Here is a 22,333-nt window from a genome sequence, read left to right on the forward strand (position 1 = left end):
CGCTCGCGGCGGTGAGCGAGAAGTACGAGTACGGCATCGATTTCGATGCCGTCGAGGCCATCGACATCCACACCCACGTCGAGGTCGACGGTCACGGCCACCATGCCTATGACGACGTGTTGGTCGAGGCCACCGCGAAGTACTTCAAGATGGCCCCGGACATCATCGTCAGCGTCGACGCTGTCGCCGAGTACTACCGGCAGCGTCACACCGCGGCGGTGGTGTTCACCGTCGACGCTCGGCACGGCATGCGGCACACACCCAATTCGATCGAAGACCTTGTTGCGGGCGCCGCGCGCAACAACGACGTGCTGATCCCGTTCGGCTCGGTCGATCCGCTCGACGGTCGCCGGGCGGTGCATCGCGTGCACGAACTGGATGGCGACCACGGCGTCAAGGGCTTCAAGTTCCATCCGAGCATGCAGGCTTTCGAGCCCAACGACCGTGCGTACTACCCGATCTACCACGCGATCGCCGAAGCGGGTGTGCCCGCGCTGTTCCACACCGGGCAGACCGGCATGGGTTCCGGCCTGCCTGGCGGGCACGGCATCAAGCTGCGCTACAGCGACCCGATGCTGCTCGACGACGTGGCCGCCGACTTCCCGGAGCTGACGATCGTGATGGCGCACCCCGCGGTGCCGTGGGTGGACGAGCAGATCGCGATCGCCACGCACAAGAGCAACGTCTACATCGATCTCTCGGGCTGGAGTCCCAAGTACTTCCCGCCGCAACTGGTGCACGCGATGACGCGGCAGTTGCGCACCAAAGTGCTGTTCGGCACGGATTACCCCTACATCCAGCTCGACCGCTGGCGCCGCGACTTCGACACCCTCGACGTCGACCCGGAGGTGCTGCCGTTGATCTACAAGCAGAACGCCCTGCGCGTGCTGCGCCTCGCCGCCTGACCGCGAGCAGTCCTCCAAAACCCCCAATATGCACCCGAAATGGGTGAGTTGGCGTCTGCTCGCGGAAGGGACCGATGAGTTTCGGAGATGCGGACGGTCTGCCCATCGACAACCTTCGAACCCACGAGGAGACCTCGATGCCCGTCCGCACCACCACACCCCTCGGCGCCCCGATCTGGATCGACCTGGGCACCTCCGACCTGGACAAGGCGCAGCAGTTCTACGGCGCGGTCTTCGGCTGGACCTTCGAGTCCGCCGGACCCGAGTACGGCGGCTATGTCAACGCATTCCGAGACGACCGCCCGGTCGCCGGGCTGATGGCCAACGACCCGCAGTGGAACGCACCGGACGGCTGGACCGTCTACCTGCACACCGCCGACATCGCCGCCACCGTCGAGGCGGCGACCACCGCCGGCGGCATCAACTGCATGCCCCCGATGGAGGTCCCCGACAAGGGCTGGATGGCGATCGTCACCGACCCGGCCGACGGCGTCTTCGGTCTCTGGCAACCCACCGGCCACCGTGGCTACGAATTGTTCAATGAGCACGGCGCGCCGGCCTACTTCCAGCTGACGACAAGGGACTACGCAGGGGCGCTGGACTTCTACCGGACGGTGTTCGGGTGGGAGACCACTGTCGAATCCGACACCGACGACTTCCGCTACAGCACAGCATCATTCGACGGTGAAGCCCTGCTGGGTGTGATGGATGGTTCCGTCCTCCCCGGGGACGCCCCCTCGGTGTGGACCGTCTTCCTCGCCGCCGACGACGTCGACAAGACCGTTCAACTGGTCGTCGACAACGGCGGCAGTGTCGTGCGGGCCGCCGAGGACACTCCGTACGGCCGGCTGGCCGCGCTCGCCGATCCGACGGGCGCCCAGTTCAATCTGACGTCGATCCAGGTGTGACCGTCAGGATTTCTTGAGCGGGTCGTGGCCCCAATTCATGAGCGAGTACCGCCAGTCGCTGTGCTCGACGTCGCCGGACGGTCCCTGCGCGAGGTGACGTCGGACGTAGCCGACCACTTTGCGCATGTGGCTGTAGTCCTCGTCGGACAGGTCGGACTTCTTGGTGCGCAGGATGTCGACGATCCGCCGGCCGCTGCGGTGGCCGGTGGACTCGGCACCGTCGGTGGTTTTCTGGCCGACCGATCGCGACTCGTCGGTCTGTAGCCACTTCTCGATCTCGCCGGGTGTCATGTTGACCGCCTCCCGGAAGTCGTCGTAGGACTGCTTCGACTCGGAGTCAGTCATGACTTCTTCTTCAGCGCCTCGGGCTTGTGCACAGCGTCGTTACCGCTCTTGTCGCTGCGCACCCGGTACTGCGGGTCGTCTTCAGAGGCCCGCACGGTCCGCCCGGCGGCCTCGGTGTCGGAGGTGATCTTCTCCTCGACCGTGCCCTCCGCGATACTCCCATGACTCTTCCAGGTGACCTTGTCGCCCTTGGAGAACTTCTGTTCTGTCATGGGCGACGGATACCCGAGGGCACCGGCGCTACGCAGCGTCACCGCCCCGCGTCACACGCCGGTAAGGGCTCAGCCCTTGACGAGCGTGAACTGACCGAGTTCGCTGATGCCGCGCTTGAAGAAATCGCTGCAGCCGGTCAGGTACTTCATGTACCGCTGGTAGACCTCTTCGGAGGTGGCGGCAACCGCGGCGTCGTGATTAGCTTCCAACGCCTCGGCCCACTCGTCGAGGGTGCGTACATAGTGCTCGTTGAGCATCTGCTTCTGCTCTACGGAGAAGCCCGCCTCGGCGGAGAGGTTGACGATGTCGTCCTCGCCGGGCACCGAACCGCCCGGGAAGATCTCCTTGGCGATGAAGCGCATGAATTTCAGGTCGGTCATCGTGATCGGGATGCCCATCTCGGGCCACTTCTTGAGCGGATGACCCAGGATCGCCTGGATGACGAAGCGGCCTCCGCTGGGCAGCACGCTGCTGCACATCTTGAAGAACGGCCCGTACCGCTCCTGGGGGAACGCCTCGATGGCCTCCAGGCTGATGATGCGGTCGACCGGTTCGTCGAACTGCTCCCAGCCGCGCAGCATGATCCGTCGGGACCGCTCGGTGGGCAGACCTCGAGCAGTTCCTGAGCGAACTTGCACTGGTTCTTGCTCAAGGTCAGCCCGACGACGTTGACGTCGTACTTCTCGACGGCCCGCTGCAGTACCGAACCCCATCCGCAACCGATGTCGAGGAGCGTCATCCCCGGCTCGAGTTGCAGCTTCTGCAGGGCCAGGTCGATCTTGGCCATCTGGGCTTCGGCGAGCGACATGTCGTCGCGCTCGTAGTACGCGCAACTGTAGGTGCGGGAGGGGTCCTGGAACAGGCCGAAGAAGACGTCGGAGAGGTCATAATGCGCCTGAACCTCTTCGAAGTGGGGCTTCATCTCCTCAGCCATGCTTGGGCCGACCTCCATCCGGGGTGGCGGACTCGCGTTCCGCGCATTCTGGGCTCACGTGTGCCCACAACGTACTACACGGAGGTCAGTTCTTATTTGACGCAGGTGAATTGGGCGACGTCGGTGTAGCCGTCCCGGAACAGGTCCGCACAACCGGTGAGATAGTGCCGGAACCGCTCGTAGATCTCCTCGGACGTGATCGCGATGGCTTCGTCCTTCTTGGCTTCCAAGTTTGCAGCCCACGTGTCCAGGGTCTTGACGTAGTGCGGCTGCAGGTGCTGCTCCTGGGTGATGGTGTAGCCGGCCTTGACCGCGTGATCACGGACCATCGAGGCCAGCGGCAGACGGCCGCCGGGATAGATGTAATCCATGATGAACTTGATGAACCGCACGTTGGACATTGTCAGCGGCAGGCCCTTGGCCTTGATCTCCTCGTCCTCCGGAATGATGATCGTGTGCAGCATCATCACGCCGTCGTCGGGCAGCCAGCTGTGCGTCTTCTTGAAGTAGTCGTCGTACTTGTTGAACCCGAAGTGTTCGAACGCGCCGATTGAGACGATCCGGTCGACCTGACCGTCGAACTCCTCCCAGGGCTGCAGCCGGACCTCCATGCTGCGCTTGCTCTCGGAGTTGGCGAACCAGTGGTTCTCGATGTGTTCCTTCTGGTTCTCCGACAGCGTCAGACCGATGACGTTCACGTCGTACTTCTCCACAGCGCGCATGATCGTCGCGCCCCACCCGCAGCCGATGTCGAGCAGCGTCATCCCGGGTTGCAGACCGAGCTTGCCCAACGACAGGTCGATCTTGGCCATCTGGGCCTGCTCGAGGGTGTAGTCGTCCTTCTCGAAGTACGCGCAGCTGTAGACCTGGTTGGGGTCCTGCCACAGCTTGAAGAAATCGTTGGAGATGTCGTAGTGGAACTGGACCTCGTCCTTGTCCGAGCCGCGCGTCTGCGACGCCGACTTCGACAACCACTTCGACTGGGCCGTGGCTCCGGGCTGATCGCCCGAGGAGTTCGTCATGGAGATCATCCTGTCTGCGATACGCATGGCTGCGCGCACCCTCGGGGCGCGCTCGGTTGTCTCTACCCCGACCGCCGGCTCGAGAAACAGTAAGTCGACCTGTCGAGCCCCACCGCTTCACCGGCGACTGCTGCGACCATACCGGGCAGGGGTCCTTCTGGGCAGGAGCCTGACGCGGGTGGCGTCGAAGAACTGTGCTCAGTCGGATGGCGCGCCGAGCGCGAAATCCGCGAAATCGAAACCGGGTACGACGACGCAGCTGACCAGGCAGGCCTGGTCGCCCTGCGGCCGGGCACGCTGCCAGTGCCCGGGTGGCACCAGGAACTGCGGGTACTCGCCGGCGTCGACGTCGGCGCCGAGAAGATGAGTCGACGCGCTCTGCTGGTCGGCGCCGACCTCGAGAACCAAGGGGCCGCCGCGGTGGTAGAGCCACAGTTCGGCGCTGCGCACGGTGTGCCACGCCGACTGCTGACCGGGCAGCAGAAGGAAGAGGATCGCTGTGCCCGCGTGCCGAGGTCCGCTGTAGTCCGGCGGTAGCGACGACTGCGGGATGGTCAGGTCACTGCGCCACGTCTCCCGGTACCAGCCACCTTCGGGGTGCGGCGCCAAGTCGAGTCGGCGCGCCCATTCGGGGAGATCGCTCATCGGCTCACCCTATTAGTATCTGCCCATGGCTCGCGCGCGTCCGGGATGGTTCGTCGCGCTGTGCGCGCTGGTGGTGACGGTCAGTGCCTGGCTGCCGTGGCTGCGCTCGTCGGCGGACGGGGGTGGCCGTGCCAATGCGATCGGTGGTGTCGCCGGTGCGATGCCGGTGCCGCCGCCCGGTTTCGGTGTGGGGCAGCTGATCGTGTTGCTGTCTTCGGTGTTGCTGGTGGCGGGGGCGATGTCGGCCCGCGGGATCTCTGCGCGGCTGGCTTCCTCAGCAGCGCTGGCCATTTCGGTGATCTTGGTGGTGTTGGCGGCGTGGTACTACCGGTTGTACGTGTATCCGCCGGTGTCGGCGGCCTATGGTCTGTACCTGGCCGCCGGGGTGGCGTTGGTGGCCGCGTTGTTGTCGGTGTGGGCGATGCTGGCGGCCTGGCGCGGCAGTGGGCTCGCGCCGTCGTGACCCGACGTGCTGGAACCCCCTGCCGCTGAACCTGTTTCGTCAATCTCGCACCACAGCTCGCTGCGCGGTCCAACCCGGGGGACGGGCTGGACCGCAGAGCTGATCGGATTATTCGGCGTCGACGGTGGTCGGCTCGATGGAGGTCTGCGCACCACCGTGGCTGACCTCGATTTTGCGCGGCTTGGCCTTCTCGGCGACCGGGATGGTCACCGTCAGCACGCCGTTCTCGTAGGTGGCGGTGATCGCCGCCATGTCGATGCCTTCGCCGAGCGAGAGCTGGCGGCGGTAGCTGCCGAAGAAGCGCTCGTTGGCCAACCATTGAGCGGACTCCTCCGACCGGGCGGTCCGATGAGCCGAGATCGTCAGCGTGCCGTTGTCGACGTTGACGTCCACCGACCCGGGATCGATGCCGGGCAGATCAGCGGTCAGCACGTAATGGTCGCCGACCTTGCACAGATCCATCGGCATGAAACGCGGGGCGCGGTTTGATCCGGACTGGTTGGTCAGCAGGCCGCGGGTCAAGGCATCAAGGTCACTGAACGGATCAAAGCGAAGCACAGCAATCCACCTCCTAAATCCCTCAGGCCCGCCACCCTGGCGGGCAGCTCAATCACTGTGCACCGGCGATTTTAGCACTCGACCTATGAGAGTGCTAACACCTTTCCGGGAAATTTTTCGGGGTCGACCGGTGCTGGAGCGTCACTCTGCCGGCGCGATGTGCACGGCAGACAGGCGGTGATTGCACTGGTCACAGACCAGCACCGGACGGAAGACGCCGCCGCACCCGCGATGGGTCAGCACCACCGCGGGGCCCTCCGGGGTGGGGAACCAGCGCTGGGCCCAATCCAGCGCGCACACCAGCACCGGGAAGAAGCCGCGCCCTTTGTCGGTGAGCAGGTAGCGGCCGTCGACGTTGGCGATCACGCCCTGATCGCAGAACAGCGCCAGACGGTCGGCGACGGTGCCGGGTGGTGCGCCGAGTTGGGCCTGGAACTCGCCGAACCGGGTGAAGCCGACGAACGCCGCGACCAACAATGCGAACGCCCACCTGTCCCCGATCACACTCATGGTCTCCGGGAACAGTGAACCCGTCGCGTTGCGTCGGCCTGTCGACCGCCGCCGGTTGCTCCCGGCGGGGATGGACCGCTCCCATGAGCCGCTCGGCCCCCATTGCGCCACAACGTCTTCCCCGTCGGTGGGCGCCCCACACGATCGGCACACCACGCGGGGGCAGGCGTGCGTTGCCCCGCATGGGCGGTGGATCATCGCGGGCAACCGCGGCAGCGGACGGCTCACCCAGCGCCGCTCCCAGTGCCAGATCGACGTCAGCATCGGCCACAGCGATCTGCCCTGCGCCGTGAGGAGGTATTCGACGCGTCTCGGTCGGGACTGGTAGGGGCGAGGTTCGAGCAGGGACGCCGAGGTCATGGATCGGAGCCGGTCGGTCAGCACCGCGTGGGAGACCGGCAGCGCCGCGGCGAAATCGCCGTACCGGGCGGCGCCGAGCAGGGCGCGTTGGACGATCAACAGGGTCCATTCATCACCGAGCAGTCCCAGCATGCGCGCAACGGCGTTGGGTTCTGCTGCGGTGGGCGTCATCTACAAACCGACGGCGGCGGCCGCAGTGTCGGTCTCCCGCCACCGCGGGAGGTCCGATCCGGCCGCCCAGGTCGAGTGCGTGCCGCTGGAAATGCGTTCCGGCAACTGCAGTTTGCACACCGGGCCGTCGGCGATTCGTGCGGCGTCGAAGACCAGGCAGTACGACGCATCGGTATTCATGTCGGTGGTCAGCGTGACCAGGTAGCCGTCGTCCTCGCCGCGCGCGCCCACGCACGGCGCCATCGCGGTCTCGCTGCCGAACACCCCGTCGTCGAATGCGTAGTGTTCCTCCCGTCCGGTGTGCAGGTCGTGCCGGACCAGCCCGTTGAACAGGAACCAGCCCGGTCTACCCGTCGCGGCGTAGGTGTAGCGGTACGGCAGACCGGCGTGGCCGGGGTTGATCATGCCGAATTCGGTGATGCTGTCGGTCAACTGTTCCTCGCGGGTCTGTCCGGTGACCAGGTTGAACCGCCACCGGTGCAGCCGGGTCTGCATGCCGTCGAGCGACAGTCCGCGGAAGATCTGCTGCCACTTCGGGCTCATGCCGTTGTCGACGCCCTCCACGGGCTGGGGATCACCTTGGAAGAATCCGTCGAGGACGATCTCGTCGCCGTCCTCGTAGGCGTTGGGGAAGTGCAGGACGTAGGTCGGCGCCGCGTCGAACCACTTGATCTGCGAGGTGTCGCCGCGCCGCGGCACGACCGCGAAGCGCGACGGGATGTCCGGGTGGAACTTCGGGAAGTGGATGTTGTGTTTCAGCAGACCCAGATCCCAGAACAGCGGAAAGTCGTTGAGGATCACGTAGTTCTCGGTGAACGCCATGTCATGCGGCAGGCGAGGAGCGGGCAGGGGGATGTCCACGTTGTGGTCCACGGTGCCCGACTGGCCGACCACGCCGTAGCGCATGTACGGCGCTGTCTTGCTGTAGTTGAAGAACAACAGTTCGCCGGTGCGGTCGTCGACTTTCGGGTGCGCGGAGACGCCCCAGTCGGTGGGAACGTGCCGTGCCAGTCCTCCTTGCCCAGATCGGCTCCGGTGCACGGGTCGGTGCGGTAGAGGTCGCCGCACTGGTAGTGACTGGTCAACGCGACACCGCGATGCACGACGACGTCGGTGGACGAGGCGTCCTTCATCAGCGTGCGCGCACCCCAGCCGTAGTCGCGACGGGTCAGTTCGATGGGTTCGGCGATGCCCGACCACAGCGGTCCGCCGGCCTCGTTCTCGGCGGCCAAGCCGTCGGTGCGAACGAAGCGATTGCGGTAGAACGTTTTTCCGTCGCGGAAACCGACGATGTGCAACATGCCGTCGCCGTCGAAGGGGTGGTAGTACTTCAACGCCGGGTGCAGTGGGTTCTCGGTGTTGCGCAGATACACGCCGTCGAGGTCGCGGGGGACCTCACCGTCGACGACCGGCAGGTCGTCGGCGTCCCACTCGGTGGTCTGGGGTCGCCAGGGCCCCGTCCGGTAGGGGTGGTCGTCGTCATCGGGCAGCGTGGACAGGAACTTGCCGACGATCTCCGGGTGGGTGCCGATGCTCATGGTGTCTTCCTCACGACGAAACTCACTGTGGTGGCGGTACTTCCGCCGAAGTTCAGGGTGCCGAAGGTGTCGGCGCCTTCGACCTGGTAGCCGCCTGCGGTGTCGCTGACCTGGCGTGCTGCGTCAAGCAGCATGCGTATACCGGATGCCCCGACCGGGTGGCCGCCGCCGATCAGTCCGCCGCTGGGGTTGATCGGCAGGCGGCCGCCGATCTCGATGTCGCCGCTCTCCACGGCGTGCCAGGACTGCCCCGGTTCGGTCAGGCCGATGTGGTCGATCGCGAGGTACTCGCTGGGGGTGAAGCAGTCATGGACCTCGAAGCCGTCGACGTCGTCGAGCGTCACCTGTGCGCGCCGGAACGCATCGAGCACGGCGCCGCGGACGTGGGGGAGTACGTAGGGATCCTGCGCTGACCGGTCGAACTTCTGCTGCAGCCCGAGGCCCACCGTGCGGTGGCCCCAGCCGTCGACCCGACCCAGGGGGCGCGCGCCGGGATGGTCGCGGAGCCAGTCGTCGGTCACCAGCACGACGCCCGCGCCGCCGTCGGTGATCTGGCTGCAGTCGAAACGGCGCAGGCGTCCCTCGACCACCGGATTGTTGACGTCGTCGGCGGTGAGCGGATGGGGGATCGCCCAGTCCCGGGTCTGCGCTGCCGGATTGGCGCGCGCGTTGGCGAAGTTCACCGACGCGATTCCGCGCAGATGCGCCTCGTCGATCCCGTAGCGCCGGTCGTATTCGGCGGCGACGGCGTCGAACATGAAGGGCCACATGAATTTTGCCTCGGCGCCCTCGTGCCCGGTCCAGGCGGCTGCGCCCAGGATCGACGCGGCGGCGTCGCCGGGAACGGTCTTCTCCAGCTCGACGCCGACGACCAGCGCAGTCCGGTACGCACCGGAACGCAGGTCGGCCATCGCCGCCAACACCGCGACGCTGCCGGACGCGCACGCCGCTTCGTGCCGCGTCGCGGGGGTATCCCAGAGGCCGTCCTGGACGGTGGCCGGCATGGCGCCGAGGTGGCCCTGGTGGGCGAACAACTCGCCGAACGCGTTGGCCATGTGCACGACTTCGATGTCGGCGGCGCTCAGCCGGGCCGCCTCCAACGTGGCGTCGACGGTCTCGGCGGTCAACCGCGCGAAGTCGATCCCGTCGCGCGCCAGATTGCGGGCGAAGTCGCTCTGCCAGCCACCGAGAATCCACACCGATCCCATGGCACCGGACGCTACTACAACTAACAGAGTGAGTGGGAGGGTCGGCCCCGCCGGCTTCTGTTCTGAACCGACGAGACCTCGACAGGACCGACGGTCGACCGACGCTCCTATCTCGCCGCTGCATTACCGCCACGTCACGGCGGCAAACACCGTGCGGGTGTACGGTGCCGGAGATGGAGTTCGGAGAAACATGAGCGAAGCGCCGGACCACGATCTGGCCAGGCGAATGGCCGAGTTGGCGCGCACGGTGGCAACGCCCTACCGGGTCGACGATGTCTTGTCCGAGGTCACCGCCGAAATCATGAGCCTGATCCCGGGGACCAGCGCCGCCGGCGTGTTGTTCGTCGGGAAAGACGGGGGCTTCCGCTCCGTCGCCGGCACCTCCGATCTGCCCCAGAAGCTCGACGAATTGCAGATGAAGTTCCGTGAAGGTCCCTGCCTGGATGCGGCCACCCGCGAGCTGATCGTGCGTACCGACGACTTCCGCACCGAACACCGCTGGCCGGCGTACTCACCCGCCGCGGTCGAGTTGGGCGTGCTGAGCTCGCTGTCGTTCAAGCTCTACACCAGTTCGAGCACAGCCGGTGCCTTGAATCTGTTCAGCACCGAGGTCAACGCGTTCGGGGCCGGAGACGAGACGATCGGCACCGTGCTCGCGGCGCACGCCGCCGCGGCGATCATGGCCAGCCGCAACACCGAGCAACTCGAGTCTGCACTGGCGACCCGCGATCGCATCGGACAGGCCAAGGGCATCATCATGGAGCGCTACAACGTCACCGACGTCGCCGCGTTCGAGATGCTGCGCAAGCTGTCGCAGGACAGCAACGTCAAGCTCGCCGAGGTCGCCGAACGGGTCATCGACACCCGAGGTACCTGAGCCCGCTAGGTGCAGCAGCTCGGATCGAGCACGCGGCACAACGCCGTGAGCGCCTCGTGCCGGGCGGTGTGGTGCACGCTCATCCCGTGGCGCTCCGAGACGACGAAGCCGGCCGCGCGGAGTTGTCCGAGGTGGTGGCTGACGGTGGATTCCGACAGGTCGACGGCCGCCGCGAGTGACCCGGTGGTGCACGGCTCCTCGGCGGTGAACAGCAACGACATCAGCTTCACGCGAACCGGATCGGCCAGTGCCTTCAGGCGTATCGCCACCTCGAGTGCGGCCGCGTCGTCGGCCGGTCCGGCGGCGACCGGCGCGCAGCACACCGGCGCGGACATGTCGATGGTCGGTAATGGCTTCGGCATGACACCATATTGACATATATCGAAATGGTGGAGTAGACCGGAAGTGGCCAATTCGGCTCATGTCTCACACCTTGGAGGCCGGTCATGTCCCGTATCCAACTCGCGCTCAACGTCGACGACCTCGACGCTTCGATCGCGTTCTACACGACCCTGTTCGGAACCGAACCCGCCAAGGTCAAGCCCGGCTACGCGAACTTCGCGGTCTCCGAACCGCCGCTGAAGTTGGTCCTGATCGAAAACCCGGGGCGCGGCGGCTCTGTCAACCATCTCGGGGTCGAAGTGGACTCCAGCGACACCGTGCACTCGGAGATCGCACGACTGTCCGGAGCCGGCCTGTTCACCGAAGAGGAGATGAACACCACCTGTTGCTTCGCCACCCAGGACAAGGTGTGGGTCACCGCACCCGACGGCGAGAAGTGGGAGGTCTACACGAAGTTGGGCGACGCCGAGACCTTCGGTGCGTCCGGTCCGGGATCCGACGACCGGATCGGCAGTTGCCACTGCGGCTGTGACGAGCGGGCAGAGGTCGCCGGGTGACCGTACCCGCGACGGCCGAGCACCCTCCTGTCGTCGGCCGACTCTCCCCCCTGGACCGGTTCCTGCCGCTGTGGATCGGTGCCGCGATGGTCGCCGGACTCCTGCTGGGGCGCATGGTGCCCGGTCTCGACGGGACGCTCAGCGCGGTCCAGATCGACGGCATCTCGCTGCCCATCGCCGTCGGCCTGTTGGTGATGATGTACCCGGTACTGGCCAAGGTGCGCTACGACCGGGTCGGCACCGTGACCGGCGACCGCAGGCTGATGGCCGCGTCGCTGGTGTTGAACTGGATCGTCGGTCCTGTACTGATGTTCGCGCTGGCGTGGCTGCTTCTGCCCGATCTGCCCGAGTACCGCACCGGGCTGATCATCGTCGGTCTCGCGCGCTGCATCGCCATGGTGATCATCTGGAACGACCTCGCCTGCGGCGATCGGGAGGCCGCTGCCGTGCTGGTCGCGCTGAACTCGGTGTTCCAGGTGGTCATGTTCGCGGTGCTCGGCTGGTTCTACCTGTCGGTGTTGCCCGGCTGGCTGGGCTTGTCGCAGAGTTCGTTGGACGTGTCGCCGTGGCAGATCGCCAAGTCGGTGCTGATCTTTCTCGGCCTGCCGCTGCTGCTGGGCTACCTGTCTCGCCGCATGGGGGAGCGGGCCAAGGGCCGCGACTGGTACGAACAGCGGTTCCTGCCGAGGATCGGGCCGTGGGCGCTGTACGGGCTGCTGTTCACCATCGTGGTGCTGTTCGCCCTGCAAGGCGCTCAGATCACCTCGCAGCCTTGGGATGTCGTCCGCATAGCCGTTCCACTGCTGGTCTACTTCGCCGTGATGTGGGGCAGTGGGTATGCACTCGGTGCCGTGCTCGGCCTCGGGTATCAGCGCACCACCACGTTGGCGTTCACCGCCGCCGGCAACAACTTCGAGTTGGCCATCGCCGTCGCGATCGCAACGTTCGGCGCCACGTCGGGTCAGGCGCTGGCCGGGGTGGTCGGCCCGCTCATCGAGGTGCCCGTGCTCGTCGCGCTGGTCTACGTCTCACTTGCGCTGCGTCGCAGGTTCGCCTCATGACGCCGAGCGTGCTGTTCGTGTGCGTGAAGAACGCCGGCAAGTCGCAGATGGCGGCGGCTCTGATGCGGCACGCGGCGGGCGACGCCGTCGAGGTCCACTCGGCCGGAACCCGGCCGGGCGAGACGCTCAACGCGCTGTCGGTGCAGTCGCTCGCGGAGATGGGCGTCGACGTGTCCGGTGAGTATCCGAAGGCGATCGATCCCGAGCTTCTCCGCCGGGTCGACCGGGTCGTCGTTCTGGGTGGTGCGGCGCAGGTCGACGCGCCGAACGGGATCGCGGTCGAGACGTGGCTGACCGACGAACCGTCCGAGCGCGGTATCGGTGGCATCGAACGGATGCGGCTGGTGCGCGACGACATCGCGCGCAGAGTCGAGTGCCTCGTTCGGGAACTTTCGTCGTGACGAGTGTTCACACGATGTTGATGCTGTCGAGAAGCCTTGTGGCGTAGTCCGTGTGGCCGGTGAGTTGAAGATCGTTGCGGCGCCACTCGGTTCGTCTCGTCGCCCACGACGGAAACGTGATCGCCGGGCTTTCGATGGCGGCGATGGATCCCTCGCCTCCCGAGGAGATGCTCCCGTCCGGGTTGATGTGCCACGTGCCGCCGCCGGGGCCGGTCAAGGTGAGCGCGATCGGCCCGGGCAGCCAGGCCGGTGGTGCGGCGCGGAGTTGGTTGGCCAGCATGGCCATCATCCAGTCCAGAACGGTGGCCATCCGGTTGGCATCGGTGTCCGGCGCCGGAAACTCCAGGCTGGGGCAGATGTCGTGGTGGATGTGGGTGTGGTGATCGAAAACCAATGCTGCGGTGAGCATCTGATCGAAGCGGAAGGAGCCCAGTTCACCCAGCGGTGCGCGTATGGCGCCGAGGGGCGTCCGAGAGGCCAGACGCGCAAGCCGGATGACCCGGGCGCTCCACGTGCGGTATTCGTCCACCACCTGTTGTGTCGACCAGTGCCGCCGAGCGTCGACGAAGGTGTCGTTGGCCGACTCGATGTCCGGGGTGCGCAGCAGCGTCAGCGCGGCGGGGGTGAACAGTGCATGGCAACTGGCGCCGAGGTGGGCGATCACGTCTCGCACACGCCAACCGTCGGCCCGGCTGTCCTGTTGCCACTGGGCCGGGGTGAGGGCGGCGCACAGATCCAGCACGTCGGCGCGTTCGGCCTCGAGAGCGGCCACTCGGTTCATCGTCATGGGTGCCTCTCGGCAGCGACGTCACGCGCGGCACGGTCGTAATCGAGTGCGCGCAGCAGCGGTGCAGTCGCGCGCGGTGGGACTGCGGCGAGCGCCCGCCAGGCCGGTCCGGCCCATCGCGGAACCGTCACTTCGCCGGCGCGGCTGCCGCAGGTGCGCACGATGGCCGCGGCAACCTCGGTCGGCTCGATCACCGCACCGTGCTCGTTGAACCCACGCGACAGATCCGTCCGCACGATGCTGGGCAGGACGGCCGTGGCGCGGACCCCTGTCCCGCGCAACTCGCGGCGCAAACCCTCGGTGAACCCGATGACGCCGAATTTGGTGCCGCTGTAGGCGGCGACGCCGGCCCCGGCGACGCGACCCAACACCGAGGCGACGTTGATGATGTGTCCGCGCCGGCGCTCCAGCATCTGCGGCAGGACCAGATGCGACCCGGCCATCACACCCCACAAGTTGATGTCGACCACCGCTCGGGCGAGGGACAGGTCGCGCTCGGCGAACGGTCCCGTCGGCATGATCCCGGCATTGTTCACCAGAACGTCGACGGCGCCCACGTCACCGCGCACCGTGTCGAGAAAGCTGGCGATGGACTGCTCGGATGTCACGTCCAGCTCGAGTCCGACGGTGCCCCGGCCGATCTCTGTCGCGGTCTGCCGCACCTGAGGTTCATCGATGTCGCCGATCACCACGCGGGCGCCACGATCGGCGAAGGCCGACGCGGTGGCCCGCCCGATTCCGCGCGCTCCACCGGTGATCGCCACAACACAGCCGGTGAGATCGGCTTTTCTCAATGCCCGTCCTCCTTAATTGACCGCCAGTCAAACTCTTCACTGCTAAATTTGACCGGTGTTTGACCGAAAGTCAAAGTCGGGTTCCCGGTGACCTCACCGTCTCGGCGTCACCGCGATCCGCAGCGCCGTGCCGAATTGCTGAGCGCGGCCGCACGGCGCTTCGCGGACACCCCGTTCGACGAGGTCACCATGGACGACATCGCAGCCGAGGCCGGCGTCGCCAAGGGCCTGCTGTTCTACTACTTCGGCTCCAAACGCGGTTGCTACCTCGCGGTGATCGAGGACTTCCACCGGCAACTGCTCACCGAGGCGGACCTTCACGCCGACCTGCCGCCCAGCGAACTCTTCCCGCACCTGCTCGACCGCTATCTGGACTTCGCGGAGCAGGCCGAACCCGCGTATCGACTGATCATGAGCGGCGGGCTGGGTAACGATCCACATGTCCGTGCGTTCGTCGCCGAACAACGAGCGCGTCATCGCGCGATGTTCACCCGATTGCTGTTGGCGGATCAACCGGAGCCCTATGCCCTGCGCGTCGCGCTCGAGGGCTTCCTCAGCTTTCTCGAAGGAGCGACGCTGGACTGGCTCGGCCATCGCGGGATCAGCCGAGCCGCGTTGCAGAACCTTCTGCTGACCGTCGCCCCGGTGGTACCGGCCGCCGCCGTCGCCGCCGATCCGACGATGGCGCTGGATCCCGATGCCGCTGCAGGCTTGTGGGTCGTGTCGGTGGATCGGGATACGTAGTCAGGTACCACGTCGCAGATGTGCCCCCGGCAGGATTCGAACCAGCCGCCGAGCAAACCACCCTCCCCAGCCGTCACCAGCCATTACCCATTCTGAGCTGCTTGTGTCGCACGAACCCTATGTGGACAGCAATGGACACCCGTACCCTGGTGTGGTCAGCTAGATAGCACGGGGGCGGGCATGGTCGGGCGGTCCAACCGGCGGGGGTGGGGCTGGATTCGCAAGCTGCCGTCGGGACGGTGGCAGGCGTCCTACGTCGGGCCGGACCTGCGGCGGCACAACGCCCACACCACCTTCGGCGCGAAGATCGACGCCGAGGCGTGGGTCGCCGCGGAGCGCCGCCTCATGGAGCGCGACGAGTGGACGCCGCCGGCGCAGCGCAGGGCCGCACGGCGAAGCGAGGTGCTCACGGTGGGGCAGTACGCCCAGCGGTGGATCGCCGAGCGCGACTTGAAGTTCCGCACGCGCCGCCACTACGAGTCCTTGCTGGACCGCCACATCGACCCGGAGCTGGGGGACGTGGCGCTGAGTGGGCTGAGCTCACAGCAGGTGCGCGCCTGGCACGCGGCGCTGGCCCCGGGTCACCCGACCACCCGAGCGCACGCCTATTCGCTGCTGCACGCCATCCTCGCCACCGCCGTCACCGACGGGCTTATTGCGAGCAACCCCTGCTCGGTTCCACGTGCCATGCGAGCACCGCGCCGTCGCGACCCGGTCATTCTCAGCGTCGCCGAGGTCGCCGCCCTCGCCGACGCGATCCGCCCCGAGCGGATGAGGGCCATGGTGCTGCTCATGGCGTGGTGCGGCCTGCGCTGGGGCGAGGTCTCCGAATTGCGCCGCAAGGACATCGGCGCTGACGCCGCCGTGATCACCGTGGCCCGCGCCGTCGTCCGCCGCGACGGCGAGTACCGCGTGGACCGACCCAAGTCCGGCAAGGGCCGCGCCGTCGCCGTCCCTCCGCACATCCGCGCCGACCTCGTTCGCCATCTCGATGAATTCGTCGCCGACGGCTCCGATTCCTTGCTGTTCCCGGCAGCCCGTGGCGGGCACCTCAATGACCGCGTGTTCAGCCGCGAGTACTTCGCCAAGGCGCTGAAAGCCGTCGGGCGCGAGGGGGTTCGGGTTCACGACCTGCGCCACTTCCAGGGCGCCCAGGTCGCCCGCGTTGGCACGCTGCGCGAGTCGATGGCGCGCTTGGGCCACTCCACGGTGAGTGCCTCGTTGATCTACCAGGGCGTGGTCTCGGGACGCGACACTGAGATTGCCGAGGCGCTGTCCGCGCTCGCCGAGGAAGAGAAGTGATGACCGACGGCTCCGACCTGGCCAGCTTCTTCGACGCGCTGGCCGCGATAGATGTGCTGCGCGAGGTGCTCGAAGACGAAGACGAATTGTCAACGGAGCGTTGACATCCCATGAGAGCGGGCAAGGGCGTTGCCGACACAACTCGGCCATGCGATGTCAGCAGATGTTGGGCCGTAGCTGCTTGCAACTGATACGCTGGACTCAGTTCCCCGGAGGCTTATGAACGAGCCGCTCGACGGAGGAGCCTAGCCAACAGACCCCGCGAGGTTCGGCGTTCACGAACTGAGGACCGGCAGTTGTCGTCCAGCGCTGCCCCCAGGAGTCCTCAGATGTCGGCACTCGTCATCGCCACCCGTCCCGAAGACCTCGTTGCCCGGCGGCGGTTCCACCAGGGCCGCTACGCCGGCCTGATCCGCGACCGCGCCCCCGACGACTCCGAGTTGCTCGAGGCCAGACGCCTCATGGTCGCGGGCAACTGGTTTTGCCGCCTCGAGCGGCTGATCGCCCAGGACCCCCCGCTGACCGACGAGGAGCGCGCCTACGCGGTGTCGCTGCTGTCGGGGGCCGCACGATGATGCTCACCCTGACCCAGGCCGCCGCACGCACCGGCGTGTCCACGAAGACGCTGCGCCGCCGCATCGCCGAGGGGTTGCTGCCCGCCTACCGGGTCGCCGGGCGCTCCATCCGCGTCCGCGACACCGATCTCGACACGCTGATGCGGCCCATCGGAGGTGACCGGTGAGCCGCGCCGAGGCCAGTGACACCAGCGAGGTCGTGAAAGTTGCTCAGAATCCGAGGGGCAAGGCGGAAATGCCCGTCTGCCCGAGGTGTGGGGCGAGTTGGACCGGCTTGAAGACCTGTCACTGCGCCGCGTGCCACGAGTCGTTCACGACCGTCGCCGCGTCCGACAAGCACCGCGCCGGCTCTCACAGCAAGGACACCCGACACTGCGTCGATCCGGCGGGTGTGGGTCTGGTCGATGCCGGACGCGCCTACCCGTGCTGGGGCATGCCCGCCAGCGGACACGCCGGGAGGCCGACGACGTGACCACAAGAGAAAGCCGCCTCGGCGAGGAGGCGGCAATCGATGACCGGGCAGGTCAGGGTGATTCTACCCAGCCTGCCGACACCCTGTAGTTCCTGCTCGACCTGGAGTTGGACGACGACGAGCTGGAGTTCCTGATCGAATTGCCGCTGGAAGACGTCACTGTCTGGGTCGCGCCTGCCGGGGGCAACGAGTTCACCCGACCAAGCGGGTGGCAGAGCCTGCGACCCGACGGCAACGCCGCAAGGCTGAAGGAGTGGCGTCCGGGCATGGCCCTGTGCCTGAACACCGGCGGGCTGCCCGCCGTGGTCGATGTGGACCCCCGCAACGGCGGCGACATCGACAAGGTCCGCAAGCTGCTCGCCGACCTGGGTGTGCGCATCTTCGCCGAGGTCACCACACCCGGCGGCGGCAAGCACTTCTACGTCGCGGGTCACCCCGACCTGCGCACGGTCCACTCCACCGAGAAGAACGAGCGCCTGCCGGGGTTCCCGGGCGTGGACATCCAGGGGCCGGGCGCCAACGTCTTCCTGCCGGGCACGCGGCGACCCAAGTGGGGCAACCGCGGCTACACCGTCGAGTCCAACGACCTGCTGGCACTGACCGCCGAGGGCGATCCCGACGGTGCAGAGCGGCTGATGCAGTGGGCAGCGGAGCAGACGGCGACCCGAGTCAGGAAGCAGGCCGCGCAGCGCAACGGCGACGCTACTGAGTTCGAGTTCGACGTGGCCGCACCCTGGCCCGAGGGCCAACGGCCCAACGAGGGCCAGCAGAAGTACCTCGACAAGGTGCTCGCCAGCGCGGAAGGCCAAGTCATCAAGGCCGTCGCGGGCGGGCGCAACGACGCCCTGTTCGGGGCGGCCATGAAGTGCGGCAGCTTCGTCGCCGGCGCCGGACTGGACCTGGACACGGTCGTCGAGCGGCTCTGGGAGGCGTCGGTGCAGAACGGCCTGGCCTCCGAAGACGGCCACGAGTCGGTCTACGCCACCATCCGGTCAAGGCTGCGCATCGGGATGGACACGCCGCGTGCCGTGCCTGACCGCGAGGTCGGCGGCGAATCCCGCCGCGAGATCGAGTGGGTGTCGATGGACGACATCGCCGACGCCGCGGCGAAGTGGGCGTGGGAGTACGACGGTCACGGGCGGATACAGGTCGGTGCGCTGACGCTGTTCGGTGGCCGCCCCGGCACCGCGAAGTCCACCTGCGCCCGCTGGTTCGTCGCCCGTCTGAGTCGCGGCGAGTTGGAGGGCTGCTGGAAGGGCAAGCCGCAGACCGTCGCCTACGTCGCCGCCGAGGAGACGGCCCAATACGTCCTCAAGCCGTCGCTGCGAGCCCACGGGGCCGACATGAGCCGGGTCGTCACTCCCCGAGTGAAGATCGCCGAGGGCAAGTACGCCGCGCTGCTGGCCGAGGACGACGAGCACCAGCTCATTGAGGACCTGCGCAGGCGCGGGGTCACCGTCATCGTCATCGACCCGATCATGGCGACGATGAAGTCAAAGACCGACATCTACCGCACCAACGAACTGCGCGAGGCGCTCACCCCGTGGCTGCGCATCGCCGAGGCCATCGACGGGATCGTCATCGGCCTCGTCCACTTCGTCAAGGGCTCGACCGGCGACCTCGTCGCCGCCATCAACGGCGGGTCGGCGTTCGGCGAGATGGCCCGCTGCGTGTTCGGCTTCGCCAAGGAGACCCTGCCCACGGGCAGCCTGCTGCGGGTGATGACCCAGGGCAAGAACTCCTGCGGGCACGAGGACCTGTCGCTGGAGTTCTCCGTCGAGGGCACGGTCGTGACCGTCTCCACCGGAGAGCGGGTGGCGGTCGGCACCTTCGTCCTGGGCGACGAGTCCGACGTGACCGCCGGCGAGATTCTGTCGCGGAACAAGGGGCCGCGGGCGCTGCGGCCCGAGATGCAGAAGGTGCTCGACTTCGTCAACGGCTGGCAGCAGGGACCGGTCACCCCGAAAGACGTTGCCCGGGCCGGACTGGCCAAGGACAACAAGGCCGCCGGACAGATGCTCAAGCGCCTCGCCGACCGCGCACTGATCTCACACGGGAAGCAGGGGCACTACTGGCGACTGGGAGGGGCGAACCAGCAGATTGAGGAATTAAGGGCCGCTCATACACGCGAAGAAATGAAGAAATGACGAACTACATGCGTGAACAGGATTTTTACATATATATGCGCTTCCTCATTTCTTCATTTCCTCACTTGTACACGCGAGGAAACCCCACCAACCAACTGCTGGTTGGACACCCGTACCCCGCACCCGACACCGAAGGCGAGACAGATGAACACCACCACCGAGGAGATGAAGGAATGAACGACCACTGGGCCGACACCCTGCGTGACCAACTCAAGCAGCGGGCCAAGGGCGATGACCAGAAAGCGCCGCCCGAGCACCTCGCCCGCGTCTTCACTCTGGCTGAGGGCTACCAGCGCGGACCCCAACCGAAGGAGAAGAACATGCCCACCAACAAGGCCGGCACGCTCGACACCGTCAACGACCTGATCTGCGCCCTCGACGAGGCCGACAGGCAGGTGGACTACCTCTGCGGGCAGCTCATCGACGACTCCCGCCTGTGCGATGCCGCCGACGAGATCGGTGACGCGCTGGTCAGCTTCCACAAGAGGGCGAAGTGGATCGAGGCCGAGTTGCGCGCCTAGGGCTCCCGGCCAGCACCAGCTATCCGATCATGATTACCCGAAACCAGGCCCGAAACCAGGCCCGCGACCTCAGAAGAGTCTCATCGTCGCAGGAAGGCCGTCTGCACCCATGTCCGACGCCGTGACCTCGGCGATCAGCCGTCTGCGGTCTACGGCCCAGAACAAGGCCAGCACCAACCGGCCAGGGTGAGCGAAGAGTAATTCGGGCCACAAAAAAGGAGGAACCATGGAGGCTCAGACCCTCTAGAACCTGAGGCCGCACAGAGCGCCGGCCCGCCTTCAGGAGTCCGCGCTCCGTGTGTGGTGAATCGTTGAAGGAGCAGGCGGCGGTTGGGCAAGGTGGCGGCTGATGACCACCGCTGGGTTCGAGTGCGGAGAAAGATGCGATCCCGTCAACAGGTGAAAAGCGGTGGCGGCAAGCGCGTACTGGTCGGCGCGGCCGTCCATGTCCGAGCGTTAAGGAAATGGTGCATCGTGGCCGAAGTGACGATCCGACGTGATGCGAACGAATGGGGGCTAGGGTTGAGGGGCGAATTTACCAGTTCCCGGGTCGAGGCAAGAATGTCATCAACTGTCTGAAGCGAGATCGCGCTGATGTACCCCCCGACAACTCCCTCCGACAACATTGACGCATTCGCATTTGCGATCTTCGACCTAGAGGTCCCAGTGGTCGGATTCTCATGGTTGATCGAGTGGACAACAACGTCGTTTTACATCAAGTTTCAACAGAAGAAGCTTCAACTGGCGAAGGCAAGTCTGCACGGACCCGATCCAAGGCACTTGGGAAAGGAGCATTTCCGGTTCGACTTCACTGAGGACAAATTGGTCGATCACGCTGAGCGGGGAGGCAGCGGATGGGCCACCTTCGGCTCTGAATTCCCCTACTACTTCACCGGTCGTCCGATCAACAAGCGAACCGTGCACGCGGTGCGATTCTCCGCTACTTCCGACCTATTCCGGCCTGGTGTCGAACCTGGACCAACTCCGAGAATCCTCGGAAAGGCCGACGTGCACGCGAGGGTGCCCGCACCACGGCCATCGAGAGTCGTGCATGTCGACGTGTTTGTGAGCAACGTACGGCCTTATTGGCCCAAGGTGACAACTAAACGGCGCGTCGGGCAGGACGGGCAATGGATGGGTCCGATCCGGAATGATGCCGGCATGTACCTAACAGCCGTCGCGACTGACCGTCTAGCGATCAAACACCCCGATCCGTTCGGCGACACTAGGGGTGCTACACCGATCCGAGAGTGCCGGCGAACGGTGGCGGTTACCGTAGATGGGACTCAACTGCTGTGGATCGCGGAGAAACTCGTGCCTCGCAAGACGCTTCCCGGCTGACCGCCTGTAGACATAAGTCCAGTGGCTGATGGTGTCTCGGCTGCTGCTGTCAGGTGGTGATGATCTCGGATGACAGAAGTAGGCACGAGCGACCCTGCCGTGTAGCAGCCGTCATCAGAAGTTGTTGTCGCTCACCCAATCCCGAATCTGTTCCATGACCTGCCGGGGTTGGGGCGCTGAGGAGTACACGCGCATCTCGAGATAGCTCCTATCCTCGATTCCAAGGGAAGGTAAGGTGTCTTCGCGTAGTCGGACCACGAGGTATCCGGCGGCGAGCAGGTCACGACTTTTCCGCTGGTCTACGAGCTGTTTGGCCGGTGCTGAGTGCCAGTAGGAACCGTCGTATTCGATTACCACCGTGCGTTTGCCGACCTCGACGGTGATATCGGCAGACCATACTTCTCGCGACGTAAATGCCCTGTCACGCAGGAGCGATCCTGAACGGGCAGTGCCGAAAACATCGGCGGCTGCGGAGTGATAGTCCTGCTCAACGCGTGATTTGCCGGTCTGCCGACATTCGGGGCATTCGGCCCCGTAGCTGCGGCTACCCAGCTGTTGGCCGTCGCTGAGGATGCAGATGATGCCGTCACTGTCGATGACGACGTGATTTCGGGTGTTGGTCTGCATGGTGA

Annotated in this window: 21 protein-coding genes and 5 pseudogenes; 12 read left to right on the top strand and 14 right to left on the bottom strand. The window is 66.1% G+C overall.

The genetic code is table 11. The features are described 5' to 3' along the window. Window positions 1-11 precede the first annotated feature (11 nt). A complete protein-coding gene (locus ACAG25_RS19345) occupies window positions 12-905 on the top strand; it encodes an amidohydrolase family protein (RefSeq protein ID WP_370490092.1) in 894 nt (297 codons plus the stop codon). Window positions 906-1,042: 137 nt separating this feature from the next. After that, window positions 1,043-1,813 carry a VOC family protein gene (locus ACAG25_RS19350; RefSeq protein WP_370490119.1) on the top strand — a complete coding sequence of 257 codons (771 nt, stop codon included), beginning with the start codon at window positions 1,043-1,045 and terminating at the stop codon, window positions 1,811-1,813. A gap of 3 nt (window positions 1,814-1,816) precedes the next feature. On the opposite strand, the gene ACAG25_RS19355 is transcribed toward ACAG25_RS19350, so the two are convergent. The 5 genes and pseudogenes from ACAG25_RS19355 to ACAG25_RS19375 form a co-directional block, all read right to left on the bottom strand. Next, window positions 1,817-2,158, bottom strand: a complete 342-nt coding sequence (locus ACAG25_RS19355) for a DUF3140 domain-containing protein (RefSeq protein ID WP_370490093.1) — start codon at window positions 2,156-2,158, stop codon at window positions 1,817-1,819. Further along, complete coding sequence (locus ACAG25_RS19360) at window positions 2,155-2,370, bottom strand: DUF2945 domain-containing protein (protein WP_370490094.1); 216 nt, start codon at window positions 2,368-2,370, stop codon at window positions 2,155-2,157. Before ACAG25_RS19360 ends, ACAG25_RS19355 begins: the two co-directional genes overlap by 4 nt. A gap of 69 nt (window positions 2,371-2,439) precedes the next feature. Beyond that, window positions 2,440-3,323: pseudogene (locus ACAG25_RS19365) on the bottom strand (cyclopropane mycolic acid synthase family methyltransferase). Between the two features lie 74 nt (window positions 3,324-3,397). Further along, on the bottom strand, window positions 3,398-4,327 hold the full coding sequence (locus ACAG25_RS19370; protein WP_370490095.1) for a cyclopropane mycolic acid synthase family methyltransferase: 930 nt from the start codon (window positions 4,325-4,327) through the stop codon (window positions 3,398-3,400). Window positions 4,328-4,525: 198 nt separating this feature from the next. Next, window positions 4,526-4,972: a cupin domain-containing protein gene (locus tag ACAG25_RS19375; RefSeq protein ID WP_370490096.1), complete on the bottom strand. Its 447-nt coding sequence runs from the start codon at window positions 4,970-4,972 to the stop codon at window positions 4,526-4,528. A gap of 25 nt (window positions 4,973-4,997) precedes the next feature. Here ACAG25_RS19375 and ACAG25_RS19380 point away from each other — a divergent pair, with 25 nt between their 5' ends. Continuing rightward, window positions 4,998-5,435: a hypothetical protein gene (locus ACAG25_RS19380; protein ID WP_370490097.1), complete on the top strand. Its 438-nt coding sequence runs from the start codon at window positions 4,998-5,000 to the stop codon at window positions 5,433-5,435. A 108-nt stretch (window positions 5,436-5,543) separates the two neighbouring features. Here the strand turns inward: ACAG25_RS19380 and ACAG25_RS19385 are convergent, their stop codons facing one another. The 4 genes and pseudogenes from ACAG25_RS19385 to ACAG25_RS19400 all read right to left on the bottom strand — a co-directional run bounded on the left by ACAG25_RS19385 (window position 5,544) and on the right by ACAG25_RS19400 (window position 9,780). Beyond that, the gene (locus tag ACAG25_RS19385) at window positions 5,544-5,993 is read right to left on the bottom strand and encodes an Hsp20/alpha crystallin family protein (RefSeq protein ID WP_370490098.1); all 450 of its coding nucleotides are present in this window, start codon (window positions 5,991-5,993) and stop codon (window positions 5,544-5,546) included. A gap of 141 nt (window positions 5,994-6,134) precedes the next feature. After that, a complete protein-coding gene (locus tag ACAG25_RS19390) occupies window positions 6,135-7,034 on the bottom strand; it encodes a winged helix-turn-helix transcriptional regulator (protein WP_370490099.1) in 900 nt (299 codons plus the stop codon). Next, window positions 7,035-8,572 (bottom strand): annotated as a pseudogene (locus ACAG25_RS19395) (carotenoid oxygenase family protein). It lies immediately after the preceding gene. After that, window positions 8,569-9,780 carry an acetyl-CoA acetyltransferase gene (locus ACAG25_RS19400; protein WP_370490100.1) on the bottom strand — a complete coding sequence of 404 codons (1,212 nt, stop codon included), beginning with the start codon at window positions 9,778-9,780 and terminating at the stop codon, window positions 8,569-8,571. Before ACAG25_RS19400 ends, ACAG25_RS19395 begins: the two are co-directional and overlap by 4 nt. Window positions 9,781-9,970: 190 nt before the next feature. Between ACAG25_RS19400 and ACAG25_RS19405 the strand changes: the two genes are divergently transcribed. Further along, window positions 9,971-10,657, top strand: coding sequence for a GAF and ANTAR domain-containing protein (locus tag ACAG25_RS19405; protein WP_370490101.1), 687 nt, complete (start codon window positions 9,971-9,973; stop codon window positions 10,655-10,657). 5 nt (window positions 10,658-10,662) lie between these two features. Here the strand turns inward: ACAG25_RS19405 and ACAG25_RS19410 are convergent, their stop codons facing one another. Next, complete coding sequence (locus tag ACAG25_RS19410) at window positions 10,663-11,019, bottom strand: Rv2640c family ArsR-like transcriptional regulator (RefSeq protein ID WP_370490102.1); 357 nt, start codon at window positions 11,017-11,019, stop codon at window positions 10,663-10,665. Between the two features lie 84 nt (window positions 11,020-11,103). On the opposite strand from ACAG25_RS19410, the gene ACAG25_RS19415 reads away from it, so the two are divergent. Then, complete coding sequence (locus tag ACAG25_RS19415; protein WP_370490103.1) at window positions 11,104-11,556, top strand: ArsI/CadI family heavy metal resistance metalloenzyme; 453 nt, start codon at window positions 11,104-11,106, stop codon at window positions 11,554-11,556. Further along, a pseudogene (arsB, locus tag ACAG25_RS19420) lies at window positions 11,553-13,018 on the top strand (ACR3 family arsenite efflux transporter). Before ACAG25_RS19415 ends, arsB begins: the two are co-directional and overlap by 4 nt. A 7-nt stretch (window positions 13,019-13,025) precedes the next feature. Here arsB and ACAG25_RS19425 read toward each other — a convergent pair. Together ACAG25_RS19425 and ACAG25_RS19430 are read right to left on the bottom strand one after the other, a co-directional pair. Further along, on the bottom strand, window positions 13,026-13,805 hold the full coding sequence (locus ACAG25_RS19425; RefSeq protein WP_370490104.1) for a maleylpyruvate isomerase family mycothiol-dependent enzyme: 780 nt from the start codon (window positions 13,803-13,805) through the stop codon (window positions 13,026-13,028). Then, complete coding sequence (locus ACAG25_RS19430; protein ID WP_370490105.1) at window positions 13,802-14,599, bottom strand: SDR family oxidoreductase; 798 nt, start codon at window positions 14,597-14,599, stop codon at window positions 13,802-13,804. Before ACAG25_RS19430 ends, ACAG25_RS19425 begins: the two co-directional genes overlap by 4 nt. Before the next feature lie 87 nt (window positions 14,600-14,686). Between ACAG25_RS19430 and ACAG25_RS19435 the strand changes: the two genes are divergently transcribed. The 6 genes from ACAG25_RS19435 (at window position 14,687) to ACAG25_RS19460 (ending at window position 20,360) form a co-directional block, all read left to right on the top strand. Then, on the top strand, window positions 14,687-15,343 hold the full coding sequence (locus ACAG25_RS19435; protein ID WP_370490106.1) for a TetR/AcrR family transcriptional regulator: 657 nt from the start codon (window positions 14,687-14,689) through the stop codon (window positions 15,341-15,343). A gap of 180 nt (window positions 15,344-15,523) precedes the next feature. Beyond that, a complete protein-coding gene (locus ACAG25_RS19440) occupies window positions 15,524-16,645 on the top strand; it encodes a tyrosine-type recombinase/integrase (protein WP_370490107.1) in 1,122 nt (373 codons plus the stop codon). Between the two features lie 329 nt (window positions 16,646-16,974). Continuing rightward, window positions 16,975-17,220, top strand: coding sequence for a hypothetical protein (locus ACAG25_RS19445; RefSeq protein WP_370490108.1), 246 nt, complete (start codon window positions 16,975-16,977; stop codon window positions 17,218-17,220). Then, window positions 17,217-17,387 (top strand): excisionase family DNA-binding protein, encoded by a 171-nt coding sequence (locus tag ACAG25_RS19450; protein WP_370490109.1) that lies wholly within the window; start codon window positions 17,217-17,219, stop codon window positions 17,385-17,387. The genes ACAG25_RS19445 and ACAG25_RS19450 overlap by 4 nt, the downstream gene beginning before the upstream one ends. 412 nt (window positions 17,388-17,799) lie before the next feature. After that, complete coding sequence (locus tag ACAG25_RS19455) at window positions 17,800-19,839, top strand: AAA family ATPase (RefSeq protein WP_370490110.1); 2,040 nt, start codon at window positions 17,800-17,802, stop codon at window positions 19,837-19,839. Window positions 19,840-20,012: 173 nt separating this feature from the next. After that, the gene (locus ACAG25_RS19460) at window positions 20,013-20,360 is read left to right on the top strand and encodes a hypothetical protein (protein WP_370490111.1); all 348 of its coding nucleotides are present in this window, start codon (window positions 20,013-20,015) and stop codon (window positions 20,358-20,360) included. A 318-nt stretch (window positions 20,361-20,678) separates the two neighbouring features. Here the strand turns inward: ACAG25_RS19460 and ACAG25_RS19465 are convergent. Then, window positions 20,679-20,813, bottom strand: a pseudogene (locus ACAG25_RS19465) (hypothetical protein); the annotation flags it as partial. 1,002 nt (window positions 20,814-21,815) lie between these two features. Beyond that, window positions 21,816-22,333 (bottom strand): annotated as a pseudogene (locus ACAG25_RS19470) (hypothetical protein); the annotation flags it as partial.

The sequence above is a fragment of the Mycobacterium sp. pV006 genome, from assembly GCF_041287115.1.
Lineage (GTDB): Bacteria > Actinomycetota > Actinomycetes > Mycobacteriales > Mycobacteriaceae > Mycobacterium.